Annotated in this window: 12 protein-coding genes; 9 read left to right on the forward strand and 3 right to left on the reverse strand. The window is 66.6% G+C overall.

Annotated features, from left to right (window positions below):
* On the reverse strand, positions 1 to 722 hold a 722-nt coding region (locus tag J0I42_RS23420; RefSeq protein ID WP_291658536.1), incomplete at its 3' end, for an ABC transporter substrate-binding protein.
* Positions 723 to 1,198: 476 nt separating this feature from the next.
* Between J0I42_RS23420 and J0I42_RS23425 the strand changes: the two genes are divergently transcribed.
* The 7 genes from J0I42_RS23425 (at position 1,199) to J0I42_RS23455 (ending at position 10,382) form a co-directional block, all read left to right on the forward strand.
* Complete coding sequence (locus J0I42_RS23425; protein ID WP_291658537.1) at positions 1,199 to 1,999, forward strand: SDR family oxidoreductase; 801 nt, start codon at positions 1,199 to 1,201, stop codon at positions 1,997 to 1,999.
* A 51-nt stretch (positions 2,000 to 2,050) separates the two neighbouring features.
* Positions 2,051 to 3,061, forward strand: coding sequence for an inositol 2-dehydrogenase (gene iolG / locus J0I42_RS23430; protein ID WP_291658538.1), 1,011 nt, complete (start codon positions 2,051 to 2,053; stop codon positions 3,059 to 3,061).
* Entirely contained in the window at positions 3,061 to 3,843 is a 783-nt protein-coding gene (locus J0I42_RS23435; RefSeq protein WP_291658540.1) for an inositol monophosphatase family protein, read from the forward strand. The genes iolG and J0I42_RS23435 overlap by 1 nt, the downstream gene beginning before the upstream one ends.
* A 91-nt stretch (positions 3,844 to 3,934) precedes the next feature.
* A complete protein-coding gene (locus tag J0I42_RS23440; RefSeq protein ID WP_465247718.1) occupies positions 3,935 to 4,972 on the forward strand; it encodes an ABC transporter substrate-binding protein in 1,038 nt (345 codons plus the stop codon).
* A gap of 232 nt (positions 4,973 to 5,204) precedes the next feature.
* Positions 5,205 to 7,412, forward strand: coding sequence for an ABC transporter permease (locus J0I42_RS23445; RefSeq protein ID WP_291658541.1), 2,208 nt, complete (start codon positions 5,205 to 5,207; stop codon positions 7,410 to 7,412).
* A 14-nt stretch (positions 7,413 to 7,426) separates the two neighbouring features.
* Positions 7,427 to 8,494, forward strand: coding sequence for an ABC transporter ATP-binding protein (locus tag J0I42_RS23450; protein WP_291658543.1), 1,068 nt, complete (start codon positions 7,427 to 7,429; stop codon positions 8,492 to 8,494).
* A gap of 166 nt (positions 8,495 to 8,660) precedes the next feature.
* Positions 8,661 to 10,382: a Na/Pi cotransporter family protein gene (locus tag J0I42_RS23455; RefSeq protein WP_291658544.1), complete on the forward strand. Its 1,722-nt coding sequence runs from the start codon at positions 8,661 to 8,663 to the stop codon at positions 10,380 to 10,382.
* A 9-nt stretch (positions 10,383 to 10,391) separates the two neighbouring features.
* Here the strand turns inward: J0I42_RS23455 and J0I42_RS23460 are convergent, their stop codons facing one another.
* Positions 10,392 to 10,712: a YnfA family protein gene (locus J0I42_RS23460; RefSeq protein WP_291658545.1), complete on the reverse strand. Its 321-nt coding sequence runs from the start codon at positions 10,710 to 10,712 to the stop codon at positions 10,392 to 10,394.
* A gap of 207 nt (positions 10,713 to 10,919) precedes the next feature.
* Between J0I42_RS23460 and J0I42_RS23465 the strand changes: the two genes are divergently transcribed.
* The gene (locus J0I42_RS23465; RefSeq protein WP_291658546.1) at positions 10,920 to 12,131 is read left to right on the forward strand and encodes a TIGR03862 family flavoprotein; all 1,212 of its coding nucleotides are present in this window, start codon (positions 10,920 to 10,922) and stop codon (positions 12,129 to 12,131) included.
* Between the two features lie 77 nt (positions 12,132 to 12,208).
* Here J0I42_RS23465 and J0I42_RS23470 read toward each other — a convergent pair whose 3' ends face one another.
* Positions 12,209 to 15,646, reverse strand: coding sequence for a class I SAM-dependent DNA methyltransferase (locus J0I42_RS23470; RefSeq protein WP_291658547.1), 3,438 nt, complete (start codon positions 15,644 to 15,646; stop codon positions 12,209 to 12,211).
* A 141-nt stretch (positions 15,647 to 15,787) separates the two neighbouring features.
* Here J0I42_RS23470 and J0I42_RS23475 point away from each other — a divergent pair.
* Positions 15,788 to 17,136: DEAD/DEAH box helicase family protein (locus J0I42_RS23475; protein ID WP_291658549.1), on the forward strand; the 1,349-nt coding region annotated here is incomplete at its 3' end.

A 17,136-nucleotide genomic window follows, 5' to 3' on the forward strand; every position in this document is an offset into this window, starting at 1 on the left:
TTGAAGTCCGCGAACTTGTAGGGGCCGGTACCGACGGGCTTCAGGTTGGCCGGAGCCTCGCGCGACTTCGCGCCCTTGTACTCGCCGAAATGGTGCTTCGGGATGATCATGCCGGCGACACCGACGAAAGGATCGGCCCAGAACGGCGTGGCCTCCTGGAAGATCACCTTGACGGTGTGAGCGTCGACCTTTTCGACCTTGATGTCCTTGTAGGCGCCGGTGGTGTAGGCGGCCGTCGCCGGATCGGCGGCGTATTCCCAGGTGAAGACGACGTCGTCGGCCGTCAGCGGCTTGCCGTCATGCCATTTCACGCCTTGCTTGATCTTCCAGGTGACGACCTTGCCGTCCGCGGACAGGCCGCCATTGGCCTTGGTCGGGACTTCGGCCGCGAGCTGCGGGATCAGGTTGCCATCCTTGTCCCAGCCGGCGAGCGGCTCGTAGAAGATGCGGGACGCGATCTGGTCCTTGGTGCCGGAGGCGAAATGCGGGTTGAGCAGGGTCGGGGCCTGCCAGAGCAGCATCTTCAGCGGGCCGCCGCCGCCGGCCTTGGTCGGCTTGTAGGGCAGCGTGGCGTTTGCCAGCGCAACGTCGTTCCAGATCAGGATCTGGGTCGCGATCGGCGCGGCGATGCCGACCGCCGCCATTTTCTGCATGAAGGAGCGACGCGAGAGCGTGCCTTCCTTCACATCCGCGACCAGGCCACGGATTTCCTTGTCGTCCATAAAAATGCCTCCACCTTCAAAACAAAATTCATCCCCGGCGCCTTCGCGCCGTGTTCTCGTTGATGGTCCAGCAAGCCATGTGCCAACGAACGCGTCAACTGTGCAGCGCAGGGCAGATGCGCGTTTGCCGCGAGGTGACGTTTCCAGAACGTCATCATTGCATGAATGCGTTAAATTAAACGAATCCGGCACAATATTATGCCGAATACCTCGCGAAGACGACAGTTTTCTTTCTGACCTGAATCGCCCGGTCCTCCGGCCGTGGATAAGCCCCGCCCCGGGCCGGCCGCTGGGCCTCCTTGTCGCGGTGCCCGGGCCGGCGAATGCGCGGTGTCGCGGGACCGTCGGCATCCCCAGGGTATTGTCGAATGGGGTGGCTGCGTCGCCTTGACTCGCTCGTGCCAGGAATGGAATGTTTGTTCCAACTAACGGGAGGTTTAAAAAAATCCTGCCGTTTCGCTGCGGGAGGCGGGTCGTTGTCGCAAGCCGGTTCGTTCAGCCGTGATCTTCACGGCAAGGTTGCTGTCGTCACCGGTGGCAGCCAGGGGTTGGGCGAGGCCATCGCCCGCGAGTTCGCCGGGCGCGGTGCCCGCGGGCTGCTGCTGACCGGGCGCAACGCCGGTCGCGGCGAGGCCGTGGCGGAAAGCTTGCGGAAGACGGGCTGCGATGCCCGTTTCCATCAGGTCGATCTCGCCGATCTCGATGCCGTTCGGCAGGTCGTGCCGGCGGCCGAACGGGCCTTCGGGCATCTCGACATTCTCGTGAATGCCGCCGGCGATACCGATCGCGGCACCATCTTCGACACATCGCCCGCGCTTTACGAGCGCATCATGGCGGTGAACCTGCGGGCGCCCTTCTTCCTGATCCAGGATGCCGCTGCCCTGATGCGCCGGCAGGATATTCCTGGCGCCGTCGTCAACATCCAGTCCATGTCGGCCCATGGCGGCCAGCCCTTCCTCTCCGCCTACAGTGTTTCGAAGGCGGCTTTGGCCGCGCTGACGAAGAACGCGGCCTATGGGCTGCTCGAGCACCGCATCCGCGTCAACGGCCTCAATATCGGCTGGATGGCGACGCCGGGCGAGGATGCGATCATGAAGCTGCGCCATGACGCCAAGGACGATTGGCTGGAGGAGGCCAACGCCTCCCGTCCCTTCGGCCGCCTGATCGATCCGCGCGAGGTCGCCAAGGCCGTCGCCTATCTGGCCTCGGCAGAGTCGGGGTTGATGACGGGCTCCAACATCGATTTCGACCAGACCATTCTGGGCGCGCACGACTAGCCGGCGGCCCTTGTGCAGGCGAGCATCCTTCTGAAAGACGCGACGACGGAAATGACGAAGACCATGAAGATCGGATTGCTGGGCGCCGGCCGCATCGGGCGCATTCACGGGCTGAACGTCGCCGCGCGCGGTGACGCCGCATTGGTCGCTGTCACCGACGCGATGCCGGAGGCCGCCGCCTCGCTCGCCGCGGCTGCCGGCGCCAAGGCGACGACGACCGAGGCGATCCTTGCCGACGCCGCGATCGACGCCGTGCTGATCTGCACGCCGACCGATACCCATGCCGACCTGATCGAGCAGGCGGTTTCCGCCGGCAAGGCCGCGTTCTGCGAGAAGCCGGTCGATCTCGACGCGGCCCGCATCCGCCGCTGCCTCGCCACGGTCGAGAAGTCCGGCAAGCCGCTGATGATCGGCTTCAACCGCCGCTTCGACCCGAATTTCGCCGCGCTGGAGAAGCGTTTGCGCGCGGGCGAGGCCGGCGCGATCGAGATCGTCACGGTGATCTCGCGCGATCCCGCGCCGCCGCCGGTCGACTATGTGAAGCGTTCCGGCGGGCTCTTCCGTGACATGATGATCCATGATTTCGACATGGCGCGCTTCCTCCTGGCCGAGGAGCCGGTCGAGGTCTTCGCGCTCGGCTCCGCGCTGGTCGACAAGGCGATCGGCGAGGCCGGCGACGTCGATACCGCCGCGGTGATCATGAAGACGGCTTCGGGCAGGATCGCCCAGATCTCGAATTCCCGCCGCGCCACCTATGGCTACGACCAGCGCATCGAGGTTCACGGCTCGAAGGGTATGCTGCGCGCCGGCAATATCCATGAGACGACTGTCGAGATCGCGACCGGGCAGGGCTTCCGCGCCGATCCCGTGCAGAACTTCTTCCTTGAGCGCTATGCCGCAGCCTATCGCGCCGAGCTCGACGCCTTCATCGCCGCCTGCAATGGCAAGGCCGCGGCGTCGCCGACCGGCCTCGACGGCCTGAAGGCGCAGATCCTGGCCGATGCCGCGACCGAATCCGCACAAACCGGCAAGCCCGTCCGCGTCGATCTGGGAGCCAAGTGATGACTCCGGCTGAACGCGACCTGCGTTATTACGCGGCTCTCGGTCTCGCGGCCGAGGCGAGCCATCTGGCGCTGGGCTATTTCAACAGGCGCGAGTCGCTCGGCATCACCATGAAGGGCGCGCAGGACTGGCTGACCGTCGCCGACGGCAAGGTCGAGGATTTCCTGCGCCGCAGGCTTTCGGAACTCTTCCCCAATGACACGGTGATCGGCGAGGAGGGCGGTGGAGAGGCCTCCGATGCGGTCTGGATTCTCGATCCGATCGACGGTACCGCGAACTTCGCCCATGGCGACCGCAACTGGTGCATCTCGATCGGCTTCCTCGCGAATCGCAAGCCGGAGATCGGCGTCGTGGCCGCTCCGGCTCTGGGCGAGGTCTATGCCTCCAGGCGCGGCGCCGGCGCGACGCTGAACGGCGACCCGATCAGGGTCTCTGGCGCGACGGATATCGCGCGCGCCTCTGTCGAGCTGGGCTGGTCGACCCGCATGCCGGCCGCGAGCTATCTCAAGGTGATCGAGCGAGGCTACGCGGCAGGCGCCGCGATGAAGCGGGGCGGCTCGGGCACGCTTGGCCTCTGCCATGTCGCCAACGGCTCGAGCGATGGCTATGCCGAGCTTCATATCAATGCCTGGGACGTTGCTGCCGGCATCGTGATCGCCGGCGAGGCGGGCGCCTCGATCAACGACTTCTTCGCCGGCGAGGGGATCGCGAAAGGCAACCCGATCCTGTGCTGCACGCCCGCGCTGGCGGCGCCGCTCCGGGAGATCACCGGAATCCTTTAGCCAGCACGATAGTCGATTGATCTTTCGCAAAAATTCATCTCAGCTTCGTCTCAAGCGACAAGAAACGAAAGATCCGAACAGGGAGGTTCACATGCACACGAAATCCTGGCTCAAGGCGGGGCTTTTCGCCGCGCTCGCCACGGCGGCCTTCGCCGCAACCCCGGCCCGTGCTCAGGGCTCGCTCGTCATGTATTGCGGTGTCCAGGAGGAATGGTGCCGCGCCATGTCGACGGCCTTCGAGAAGGAGACCGGCATCAAGGTCGCGATGACCCGCAAGTCGGCGGGCGAGATCTATGCCCAGCTCAAGGCCGAATCCTCCAATCCGCGCGGCGATATCTGGTGGGGCGGTACGGGCGATCCGCATCTCCAGGCGGCGGAGGAGGGGCTCACACAGGAATATGAGTCGCCCAAGAACAAGGAATTGCACCCCTGGGCGCTCGACCAGTGGAAGGCTGCCAAGCAGCGCTCGGTCGGCATCTATGCCGGCGCGCTCGGCTTCGGTTTCAACACCGAGCAGATCAAGGCCAAGGGAATTCCCGAGCCGAAATGCTGGGCCGACCTGCTCAATGCCAAGCTGAAGGACGACGTCCAGGTCGCCGATCCCAACTCCTCGGGCACGGCCTACAATCTGCTGGCGACGGTCATCCAGCTCATGGGCGAGGACAAGGGCTTCGAATATCTCAAGGCCCTGCACAAGAACATCAGCCAGTACACCAAGTCTGGTGCGGCCCCGGCCAAGGCCGCGAGCCTCGGCGAGACCGCCGTCGGCATCGTCTTCATCCATGACGCGGTGGTCTTCGCCGTGCAGGGCGACCCGATCAAGCCGGTCGCGCCCTGCGAGGGCACGGGCTACGAGATCGGCTCGATGTCGATCGTCAAGGGCGCGCGCAATCTCGACAACGCCAAGAAGTTCTATGACTGGGCGTTGACTCCGGCCGCGCAGGCGCTGGCCGCTCCGGCGAAGTCCTATCAGGTGCCGTCGAACAAGGCCTCGCCGGTGCCGGCGCAGTCGCCGAAGATGGATCAGATGAAGCTGATCAACTACGACTTCGTGAAATACGGCTCCTCGGCCGAGCGCACCCGCCTGCTCGCCAAGTGGGACAAGGAAGTCAAGGCGCTGCCGAAATAAGGTCGCGTCCCTTCGGCGTGTTTCCGGACGGTCTCGGAAACACGCCGTCATCCCGGGCTTGACCCGGGCTTCATGCCCGAACCTCCGCCGGATTCGCTCCGGCATCGATCCCGGATCTCCGCTTCGCCGCGGCCGGGATGACGTTGGCGGTTCGGGTGCAGGACAAGGGCTGGGCCGTGAAAGCCGGGGCAACCGGTTCGGGCCGGCGGGATATGTGAAGGGCAGGGCAACCATGGCGCCGGCAACGAGACTCGTGCTGCTGATCGGCTGGCTCGGCTATGCGCTGATGCCTTGGTATCTCGTCGAGGGCATGAGCCTGACGAACTGGGCCTGGCTCGCCGAATATCCGTTCGGCAAGGCCGGCAGCGCGCTGGCACTCGCCCTCTCCGGCCAGGCGCCGTGGCTCCTGCCCGTCGGTGCCGCGCTGGCGGTCGCGACCCTGTTCTGGGCCAGCGCCGACCGCCAGCGCACGGCGACCGTGTTGCTCTGGGCCGGCCTGCTCGGCATGGTCCTGTTCTTCGCGCAGGCTTTCTCCATCGTCCTGAAGGACCAGGGCATCTCCTGGCTTGCCGCTCTGCTTGGCGGCGCCGGCGCTTCCCAGCGCGGCATCGGCGGCGGTGCCTTCCTGACGCTTTTGTCGCTCCTCTTCCTGCTCTGCCACGGTCTTGCCTATCGCGGCGTCTGCCGCGGCGACCTCTTCACGGTCTCGACGATCGGCTTGGTCGTCCTGCTGATCGGCATCTTCATCTTCTTCCCGGTCGCGATCATCCTGAAGAGCGCGTTGGTCGACCAGAACGGCGCCTTCGCGCCGGCGGCCTTCGTCGAGCGCTTTCTCGATTCCTCGATCTGGGGACTTGGCTGCCTCAGCGCCAACGTCAATTGCGGGGTCGCCTGGAACACGCTGATCCTCGCCGTTCTCTGCGGCGTGATCACCACCTTGCTCGGCCTCGCCTGCGCCCTGCTGATCCTGCGCACCGGCATGCCCGGCAAGCGGGTCATGCGTGCCCTGACCGTGCTGCCGATCATCACCCCGCCCTTCGTCATCGGCCTGGCGCTGATCCTGCTCTTCGGCCGCGCCGGCGCCGTCTCGACCGTGCTTTACGAGTGGTTCGACATCCCGCGCTCGCGCTGGCTCTATGGCTTGCCGGGTGTCTTGCTGGCGCAGGTTCTGGCTTTCGCGCCGGTCGCCTTCCTCGTCCTGATTGGCGTTGTGCAAGGCATCAGCCCGAGCCTCGAAGAGGCCTCGCAGACGCTGGGCGCCAAGCGCTGGCAGACTTTCCGCACCGTGACCTGGCCGCTGCTGAAGCCCGGCATCGCCAATTCCTTCCTGCTGGGCTTCGTCGAGAGCATGGCCGATTTCGGCAATCCGCTCGTGCTGGGCGGCAATTTCGAGGTGCTCTCGACCAAGATCTTCTTCGCGGTGGTCGGCGCCTCCTATAATCAGGGGCAGGCGGCGGTGCTCGCCATCGTGCTTCTCGCCTTCACGCTCGGCGCCTTCTGGGTGCAGCAGCGCTGGCTCGGCGACAAATCCTACACGACGGTCACCGGCAAGGGCGATGCCGGCCTGCCGACGCCGCTGCCGCGCCGCATCACCTGGCTCTCGGCTGCCGTGATCGTGCCCTGGGTGGCGCTGACCGTGGTGATCTATATCGTGATTCTGGTCGGCGGGTTCGTCCGCAACATGGGTCGCGACTACACCCCGACGCTCCAGCATTATCTCACCGGTTTCTCGATCGACTTCAGCAACGGCATCTATTTCCAGGGCTCGGCCTGGCCGTCCTTCTTCACCACCGTGAAGGTCGCGGCGATCTCGGCGCCGCTGACCGCGGTGATCGGCCTGCTCACCGCCTATCTGCTGACGCGCCAGCGCTTCCGCGGCCGGGCCGGCCTGGAATTCGCGACGATGCTCTCCTTCGCCATTCCCGGCACGGTGCTCGGCGTCGCCTATATCCTCGCCTTCAACGTCCCGCCGGTCGAGATCACCGGCACCGGCCTGATCCTCGTCATCGCCTTCGTCTTCCGCAACATGCCGGTCGGCGTGCGCTCCGGCATCGCCGGCCTGTCGCAGATCGACAAGAGCCTGGACGAGGCCTCGACCACGCTGCGCGCCCGCAGCTTCACCACGCTCTGGCGCGTGGTGCTGCCGCTCCTCAAGCCCGCACTCGTCTCGGCGCTGGTCTACAGCTTCGTGCGCTCGATGACGGCGGTCAGCGCCGTGATCTTCCTGGTCTCTGCCGAATACAACCTGTCCACCGCCTATATCGTCGGGCGCGTCGAAGCCGGCGAGTTCGGCCTCGCCATCGCCTATTCCTCGGTGCTGATCGTGTTCATGGCGCTCGGCATCATGCTCATCCAGTTCACCGTCGGCGAGCGCAAGCTCGGCCGCCGCGCCCGCGCCGCCACCGTGACGGCGCCGGCGCCCGCTCCCGCGATCGGATAAGGATTCACAGACAGATGGCCAAGGCCGGACCCGCTTCCGTCGAATTCCGCAACGTTTCCATGCGCTATGGCGCGGTGACGGCGGTCGACGACATCAACTTCACCATCGAGGCCGGCAAGCTCGTGACCCTGCTCGGCCCCTCCGGCTGCGGCAAGACCACGACCTTGCGCATGATCGCGGGCCTCGAGATCGCCAGCGAGGGCCAGATCCTGATCGGGGGCAAGGACGTCACCAAGCTCTCGGCCGCCGACCGCGACGTCTCGATGGTGTTCCAGTCCTACGCGCTCTTTCCGCATATGAGCGTTCTCGACAATGCCGCCTATGGCCCGACGGTGAAGGGCATCGGCAAGGACGAGGCCCGGCAGATGGCGCTGGAGAAGCTGGCGCTGGTCGGCCTGAAAGGCTTCGACAGCCGCTATCCGTCCGAGCTCTCGGGCGGCCAGCAGCAGCGCGTCGCGGTCGCCCGCGCGCTCGTGCTGGAGCCGCAGGTACTGCTTTTCGACGAGCCGCTCTCCAATCTCGACGCGAAACTCCGCCGCCGCGTCCGCGAGGAAATCCGGGAGCTGCAGCAGGACCTCAACCTGACAGTGGCCTATGTCACGCATGATCAGGAGGAGGCGCTGGCCGTCTCCGACCGCATCATCGTGATGTCGAATGCCCGGATCGCGCAGGAGGGCGCGCCGCGCGATCTCTACGAGCAGCCTGCCAATGCCTTCGTTGCCGACTTCATCGGAGACGCCAATCTGGTCGATGTCACCGTGAAGGCGGTGGCGGATGGTCGCGCCGATGTCGCGATCGGCTCGGCGACGGTCAGCCTGCCGGCGCGCGGTCTGGGTGTCGGCCCGGCCAAGGTCGCGATCCGCCCGGAGGCGTTGCTGCTGGGCGAGCCGGGTCAGGGCGGTTCGCTGCCCGGTACGGTCCGCAAATGCGCCTATCTCGGCAATCACCTCGACATCATGGTCGAGACCGAGGTCGGGGAGCTCTTTGCCGTGCAATATGGTGGGCGCGAGATGCTGGCCCCCGGCAACCCGGTCTCGGTTTCCTTCGCGAGCAAGGGCGTGACGCTCATTCCGCCGGCTTGATCGGCGCAGGAACCCGTTCTTCCCCTTTCACGGGATCGCAAACCGGGAACGCTGCCCAATTATCAGCACTTTCACTGTGTATTTCTGTTGAGTTGGCTAATCAAAAATTGATAGATTTGGCCTAGGATAAGCACCTGAATCGGGGAAAGATCGCACGAAAATGGCCATGGGCGAGAGCGCAACCAACATCCTGATTCATCTTGTCGGCGGCGTTGCGCTGCTGATCTGGGCGGTCAGGCTGGTGCGAACGGGCGCGATGCGCGCCTTCGGCTCCCAGCTCCGGCAGGCCCTGCAGAGTTTCACGCGCAATCGCTTCGCCGCCTTCGGCAGCGGCGTTGCCGTGACGATGGTGCTGCAGAGCTCGACGGCGACGACGCTGCTCGTCTCCTCCTTCGCCGGTCAGGCCCTGATCGTGCCGGCCATGGCGCTCGCCGTGCTGCTCGGCGCCAATCTCGGCACGGCGCTCGCCGCCTTCGTCATTTCGATGGATCTCGGCTGGCTCTGGGGTCTCTGCGTCGCCGTCGGCGTGGCCATGTATCTCTCCAGCGAGGCGATGGAACGACCGCGCAATATCGGGCGCGTGCTGGTCGGCATCGGCTTGATCCTGCTCTCGCTGATCGAACTCAACGCGGCGGCGGCCCCGCTGGCGCAGTCGCCGACCTTCCGTGTCGTGCTCGCCGCGATGGGTTCGGAGCCGTTGCTCGGCATCCTCGCGGCCATCGCGGCGACATGGCTCGTGCATTCCAGCATCGCGATCATCCTGCTGGTCGCGACTTTCGCGGCGTCGGGCCTGTTTCCGCCGGCGACGGCGCTCACGCTGGTCATCGGCGCCAATCTCGGCAATGCCGTGATCCCGGTGCTCGATCAGCTCGGCGCCCCCGCCGCCCAGCGTCGCGCCGCCGTCGGCAACCTGCTGACGCGCCTGATCCTCGCGCTCGCCGTGCTGCCCTTCGTCGGCCCGCTTTCGGCCTGGCTCATCGGCTTCTCCTCGTCCGAAGCCCGGTTGGCCATCGAGTTCCACGTCGTGCTGAACGTCGTCGGAGCCCTGGTCTTCCTGCCCTTCGTCGGGCCGATCTCGGCGCTGGTCGAGCGCATCATGCCCGGCAAGGAGGACAAGACCCAGGCGGTGACGCCGCGCTATCTCGATCCCAATGCGCTGGACAGCCCGACCGAGGCGCTCGCCGGCGCGATGCGTGAGGCGCTGCGGCTCGGCGACCGCGTCGAGGGCATGCTGCGCGATACCATGACGCTTTTGGAGAAGGACGAGCTCAAGCTCTCGCGTGCCATCGCCGAGGCCGATGACGGCGTCGACACGATCCATGAGTCGATCAAGCTCTATCTGGTCAAGGTCTCGCGGAACGAACTCTCCGAGGAGGAGAGCCGGCGCCTGTTCGAGATCATCACGCTGATTACCAATCTCGAGCATATCGGCGACATCATCGACAAGAACCTGCGCGAGCTCGCCGAGAAGAAGATCCGCAAGCGCTTCGCCTTCTCGCCGGAGGGGCTGGCCGAGATCCGCGACTTCCACCATCGGGTCGCCTCGGCTCTGGCGCTGGCGCTCAACGTCTTCGCGACGCGCGATCTCGTGCTTGCCCGCCAGCTTTTCGCCGACAAGGCGGCGATGCGCGACGCGGAGCGGCGCGCCACCGACAGTCATTTCCAGCGCCTGCGTTCCGGCCGGCCGGAATCGATCGAGACCAGCGCGATCCATCTCGACATCATCCGCGACCTGAAGCGCATCCACGGCCATGTCGTCTCGATCGCCTATCCGATCCTCGAGAGCGCCAATGAATTGCGCGAAAGCCGCCTGCGCGAGACGAAGGCCGCCGCCGCGCAGCGCGAGATGCCGACCGTGCTCGTTCCTGCCCCGCATTCGGGCGGGTGAGGGCGGTCCTCAGCGCGGGGCCGCCAGGATGATCGCGGCCCCGGCGAGGCAGATGGCGCCGCCGGTCAGGTCCCAGCGATCGGGCCGAATGCCTTCGACGGCCCACAGCCAGCCGAGCGAGGCGGCGATATAGACCCCGCCATAGGCCGCGAAGGCGCGCCCCGCCGCCGCACTCTCGACCAGCGTCAGCAGCCAGGCGAAGAGCCCGAGCGAAACCAGCCCCGGCAGCAGCCACCAGACCGGCTTGCCGAGCCTGAGCCAGCCCCAGAACGCGAAGCAGCCGGCGATCTCGAAGAGCGCGGCGCCGATATAGGCGGCAACGGTCGGCATGGCGGGCGGCTGGGTCTCAGGGCTTTCCGGTCCGGGGCCGCCAGTCTAAAGCCATGCTGCGCAAGACGGAAAGAGATGATCATCCCGGACAAGCGGCGAAGCCGCGCGGACCCGGAAACCATGCCCGAACCTCCCTCGGAAAGGTTTCGGAATGGATCCCGGGTTTCCCTTTTGTCGCCGGGATGATCGATGAGGGATAAGGAACCCATGTCCGATATCGCCATCATCGGTGCCGGCCCCGCCGGCCTGATCGCCGCCGAGCGGCTGGCTGGCGCCGGGCATCGCGTCGTGGTCTACGAACGCATGACCTCGCCGGCCCGCAAGTTCCTGCTGGCAGGCCGGGGCGGCCTGAACCTCACCCATTCCGAGCCGTTCCACGCTCTCCTCGGCCGCTATCGTGAGGCGAGCGACTGGCTGGAGCCGGCCCTGTGCGCCTTCCCGCCCCAGGCACTTCGCGATTGGGCCGATGGGCTCGGCGCAGAGACCTTCGTCGGTTCGAGCGGCCGCGTCTTCCCACGGATGATGAAGGCTTCGCCGCTGTTGCGAGCCTGGCTAACCCGGCTCGATGGCCTCGGCGTGAAGCTCTCCGCCGGCCGGCTTTGGACCGGCTGGGATGCGGACGGTGCCCTGACATTCCGTCTCGCCACAGGCGAAACCGAGACGACCCATCATGACGCGACGCTGCTGGCGCTCGGCGGCGCGAGCTGGCCGCGGCTCGGCTCCGACGGCGGCTGGGTGCCGTTGCTCGCCGCCCGCGATGTGGCGATCTCGCCCCTGCGGCCGGCCAATGGCGGCTTCACGGTCGCCTGGTCGCTCGTGATGAAGCAGCGCTTCGCCGGCCAGCCGCTGAAGCGCATCGTCATGCGCTGCGCGGGCGAGGAGGCCGCTGGCGAGGCAATGATCGACGTCGAGGGCATCGAGGGCGGAGCGATCTACGCTCTGTCGGCGCCGATCCGCGAGGCGATCGGGCGTGATGGTGCGGCCTTGATCAGCATCGACCTCCGTCCCGATCTCGCGGCCCCGGAGCTGGCGGCCCGCCTCGCGAAGCGCCGCAAGGGCGAGACGCTGAGCAACCATCTGCGCAAGGCGGCGGGCCTCGCCCCTGTCGCTATCGCCCTGCTGCGGGAGGCGGCCGGCGCGGCTCTTCCGGACGAGCCTGAGGCGCTGGCCGGGCTGATCAAGGCGGCGCCGCTGCGACTGGACGCTCCCATGCCGATCGGGCGCGCCATCTCGACGGCCGGGGGCATCAGGCACGACGAGGTCGATGCGGGCTTCATGCTCAAGCGCCTGCCGGGAATCTTCGCCGCCGGCGAGATGCTCGACTGGGAAGCGCCGACCGGCGGATACCTGCTGCAGGCGAGTTTCGCGACGGGCGTGGCCGCCGCGGCCGGCATGGAAGCCTGGCTTGCGGTGCGTTGACCGAGATAGCGGCCGGAGCGCGCACGGGGGTCGGGCCGGAGCAGGTGCAAACATGGCAGAAGCTTGCGTGATGCCGTTCATCCCGTGCCGCTCAGCCGTCGCGCAAAGCGGTGCCCGCCATCCGCGGTCGAAATCTCCCCGACCCGGGCCAGCGAGATCAGGATATCGCGTATGGCCCGCTCGGCCCTGAGGCCTTGGCGAAAGCGTGCCGCGATCGTTGCTGCATCGATGGGTGCCGCGGTGCCAGCGAGCGCCGCGAGCACGGCCGCGACCCGTTCGACCGGCTCTCCCGGAAAGGCCGGCTTGCCGGCCGCGGGCGCAACCGGCATCGGCAGCGCTGCCTCGATCTGCTCGCCGGCCCGCTGGGGCGCACCGGAACGCGGGCGCTGGTAGTCCGGCCTGAGCCAGCGGAACAGGCCCTGGGCCTCCTCCTGCGCACGCTGCCGGTTCAGTGCGACGAGGCGCGCCAGAATCTCGTGCTCGCCAAGATCGGTCGGCCAGCCATAGGCGGCGGTCACGGCTGCATCGATTGCGTCGTGGTATTCGGAAAGGATCATGACGAGCCCGCGGTCGCGGATGTCGGCCTCCGCTGGCGTCGGCGCGGCATTGGCGCGAAGCGTCTCCCGCACGTTGTAGAGCTTGGTCAGGGTCAGGTCGGGATGCGCCGCCAGCACCTGCTTGCGCAATGCATCGAGCGCCTCTGCCGGGCGACGGATCGCCTCCTTCTGGTGCTCGGTCGCATCGGGGAAGGGAAACGGATCGAAGCAGCGGGATTTCGAGTAGCGGGGCCGGTCTTCGAGCGTAGCGCCTTGTGCCAGGCACCATGTGACATGGATGTGCGACGACAGGATGCCGAGATGAAAGGCGTCGGACAGTCCGACCGCGACGAGCATGTTGTCCGGCAGGATCGCGGCGTCGAGGAATTGGAAGATGCGGTGCTTGGCGGTCTCGACCGTGGCGATGTAGCGCTGGAGCGGCTTGAGAACGGGACGAAGCTCGCGACGGGGTTCGCCGAATATCCACCATTGCTGGCGGTAGCTGTCGCGCCGGTTGGCATCGCGACCGATGGGCTTGCCTTTGGCGTCGGTCGTCTCCTTCACCGTTCGCTTGAGATGCTGATAGATTTCAGGGAACCGTTCTCGAACGTCTTCGGCGGTGAGCCCGAACAGATCGATCACCGCGACTCCACGCGGCCGAGCCGTCAGGTCCCGGCCGTTCCGGTAATCTCGGATATGGTTTTCGAGTCCCTGCCGGAAGCCGAGGCCGAGAGCCCGTACCTCGGCAGGCGTCACGATGAAGCCCGGGCCGTGCAGCTTTACGCCGGGAGAGCACAGCCCGTCATTGCTTCGCAGGGAGACCGCCCGGGTCGTGTCCACGCCGATCGTCAGGTCGGAATTGATCCGCCCCTCGCTCACGCCGAGTTCGATCTGCGGCTGGTCGGTATCGAGCCCGGCTTCGGACAGCACCGTGCAGAGCTTGCCCTCGTGATGCCCCGCCCGCGCGACCGTCATGGCGATGCGGACTGCGGCGCTGTCCCGTCCGGCCTTCGTCCAGGGATGATCGGGAATCGCCATGACGATCGAAAGCGGGCGCTTGCCGGCCAGATGTCTTTCGACCGTGCGGCGCTGGAAGATCTGCGTGATCGAATTGGTGGTGACGAAGCCGAAGCGACGCAGGCGTGTGTCCGGCCTGGTCAGCAACTCGGCGGCATGGTCCCACCAGTACATCACGAGGTCGGCGCTCTCGTTCATCCACGGATGCGCCGACCAGAGCGCTTCCGCATAGCTGTTTCCCAGCCTCGCGCGCAGGTCCTTGCCGCCGATGAACGGTGGGTTGCCGACGATGAAGGCGGCTTCCGGCCAGTTCGGCCGGCGCGGGTCGGGCAGGGTTTCGCGGCCGTCGCGCCACTCGGGCAGCGGCCAGCCATCCCAGCTCAGCACCGCATCCTGCTTGTGGATATGATCGAGCTTTTCGAGGATCGGTTCGCGCGGGGCATGGGGGCGTGTGCGGACATGCCATTGCAGATGGCCGATCCAGAGCACGAGATCGGCGATGGCCACGGCTCTGCGGTTGGTCTCCAGGCCCAGGAACTGGTGCGGCCCGACCTGATGGGCGGCGAAGCCGGAGAGTTCCTCGTTGCGGCCGAGTTCGCCGGCGGCATCGAGCACCTCGCCTTCCAGTTTCTTCATGAGCTCCTGCGAGACATGCAGGAAATTCCCGGTCCCGCACGCCGGATCGAGAATCCGGGTGGTGCATAGCGTCTGGTGGAAGCCCTCGACCAGCGCGAGTGCCTTCCGGGCATCGCCGCCGTCGCGGGCCTGCTGTGCCGCGCCGAGAACCGCGCGCCAGTCCTCGCGCAGCGGCCCGATCACCGTCTCGACCACGAGCCGCTCGACATAGGCGCGCGGCGTATAATGCGCGCCGAGCCGGGCCCGCTCCTGCGGATCGAGCGCCTGTTCCAGCAAGGTGCCGAAGATCGCGGGTTCGACCTCCTTCCAGTCATGCTCGGCCGCGGCCAGCAATTCGCCGATCTCTTCGCGGGCGAGCGGGAAGACCCGGGCATCCTCGTAGAGCTTGCCGTTGAAGCGCTTCATCCGCTCGCGCACGGAGGTGGAATAGGCGCCCTTGTCCATCGCCTGCCAGAGTTCCGAGACCAGCGGCAGGAAGGAATCCGGCGCGTCGCGGCATTCGCGCAGCAGCGTCTTGAAGGCGTCCTTCCGGATCAGCCCGATATCTTCGGCGAACATCGTGAACAGGCAGCGCATCAGGAAAAGCGCGACCTCCTCGGGGTCGTGCTCGCGCTCCAGCGCCTTGGAGACTGCGGCCAGCCGCGCGGCGATGGCTCGGGTGACACGCGCCGCATGGCGTGCCGGATCGAGCGAAAACGGCTCGGCCCAGATCGCCGCGAGGCGTTTCCGCAAGGCGGGGTCGCGCAGGTCGTCGAGATGGACGCGGTAGCCCTGCCGGTCCGGGAACTGGACGTAGTTCTTACCCTGCCCGGTGAAATCGGCATAGAATTCGAAGCAATGCCCGACATCGCAGGTGATCAGGAAGGGCGGCCAGCCATGGTTCGCCGGCAGCGCCTTGGCATAGTCCTCCGCCTGGCGCCTCGCATTGAGCATCAGCACGTCCCAGGCGCGATCGGCCCCGCGCCGGCCGCGCGGGCCGGCCGGTTCCGCGAAGGGCAGCGCGCCCTGCGCCGGCAGCACCTCCTTGATCTGTCCCTTGAGACGGCTCTGCTTGGCTTCGAGGACGAAGGCGCCCTTGCGGTAGAGATCGATGCGCCCGGTGCTGTGTCCACCCTGCCCATCCGGAAAGCGCACGGGATATTCGAAGCGATAGGTCACGGCGTCGGAATCGCTGGTCGGCGGTTGCGGCGGCTCGACGCCGATCAGCCGGCAGAATTCGCTGAGGAACTGCGCATAGGCGGCCCGCTCCGCGCCTTCCGACAGGCGCCAGCGGGCGATGAAGGTCTCGACCTCCGCCGCCTCGGTCTCGGACCCGCCCCCCGACATGGTCCGTCTCCTTAGGTTGAATTTAAATCACTATGCAATCTAAGATTGCATATCCTGTTCCTGTCAACTCCTGTCACCAATCATGCCGGCAGGGCGCGACGCCCCCTCGCATCGTCGCGCGTTCCGCCCCATATTGCGGCCATGCCGAAAAGCTCCGACACCACCGCGACCAAGCCGAAAGCGGCGAAGAAGCCCGCTTCGGCCCGCACGCCGAATTCCAAGGCGACCAAGCCCGAGCTGAAGCCGCTCGAAGGCTATCTCGCCGATCTGCTGAACCCCGCGATCAACCGCGGCACGGCGGTACCCGGCGGCGCCTCCGGCTTCAGCGACAGGCCGCAGGCCGGCTACGAGGCGAAGACGGATTACGCGCTGGAACGGCCGGGCGGCGAGGAGAGGCCCAAGCGCAAGCTCTCCAAGAAGGCGGACTCGGCCTTCATCGGCGCCGAGGGCGCGGCCGCCGCGACGGCGAGCTCGCTGCAGCACCTGCTGGAGACCGGCAGCCCCTTCATCCAGCCCGGCAAGCCCTGGACGCCGCACCGGCCGGAGCGCCCCGAGAAATCGGAAGGCGGCATCGCCTTCACGATGAAGTCGGACTTCTCCCCCTCGGGCGACCAGCCGACCGCGATCGCCGATCTCGTCGACGGCATCCGCCGGCAGGAGCGCGACCAGGTGCTGCTCGGCGTCACCGGCTCGGGCAAGACCTTCACCATGGCGAAGGTGATCGAGGAGACGCAGCGCCCGGCGCTGATCCTCGCGCCGAACAAGACGCTGGCGGCCCAGCTTTACGGGGAATTCAAAAGCTTCTTCCCCGACAACGCGGTCGAGTACTTCGTCTCCTATTACGACTATTACCAGCCGGAGGCCTATGTCCCGCGCTCGGACACCTATATCGAGAAGGAATCCTCGATCAACGAGCAGATCGACCGCATGCGCCATTCGGCGACGCGCTCCCTGCTCGAGCGCGACGACGTGATCATCGTCGCCTCGGTCTCCTGCATCTACGGTATCGGCTCGGTCGAGACCTATACGGCGATGACCTTCTCGATCAAGCTCGGCGAGCGCATCGAGCAGCGCCAGCTCATCGCCGATCTCGTCGCGCTCCAGTACAAGCGCACCCAGCACGATTTCGCCCGCGGCACCTTCCGGGTGCGCGGCGACGTGATCGAGCTCTACCCGGCCCACTATGAGGACCGGGCCTGGCGCATCGGCCTGTTCGGCGACGAGGTCGAGAGCATCAGCGAGTTCGATCCGCTGACCGGCCAGAAGACCGGCGAGCTCGAATTCATCAAGGTCTACGGCAATTCGCACTACACCACGCCGCGCCCGACGCTGACCCAGGCCGTGAAGTCGATCAAGGAAGAGCTCAAGGCCCGCCTCGACGAGCTCAACCGCATGGGCCGCTTCCTGGAGGCGCAAAGGCTCGACCAGCGCTGCACCTTCGACATCGAGATGATCGAGGCCACCGGCTCCTGCAACGGCATCGAGAACTA

Origin of the sequence: Allobosea sp. (assembly GCF_017308015.1) — a bacterium.
Classification (GTDB): Bacteria; Pseudomonadota; Alphaproteobacteria; order Rhizobiales; family Beijerinckiaceae; genus Allobosea.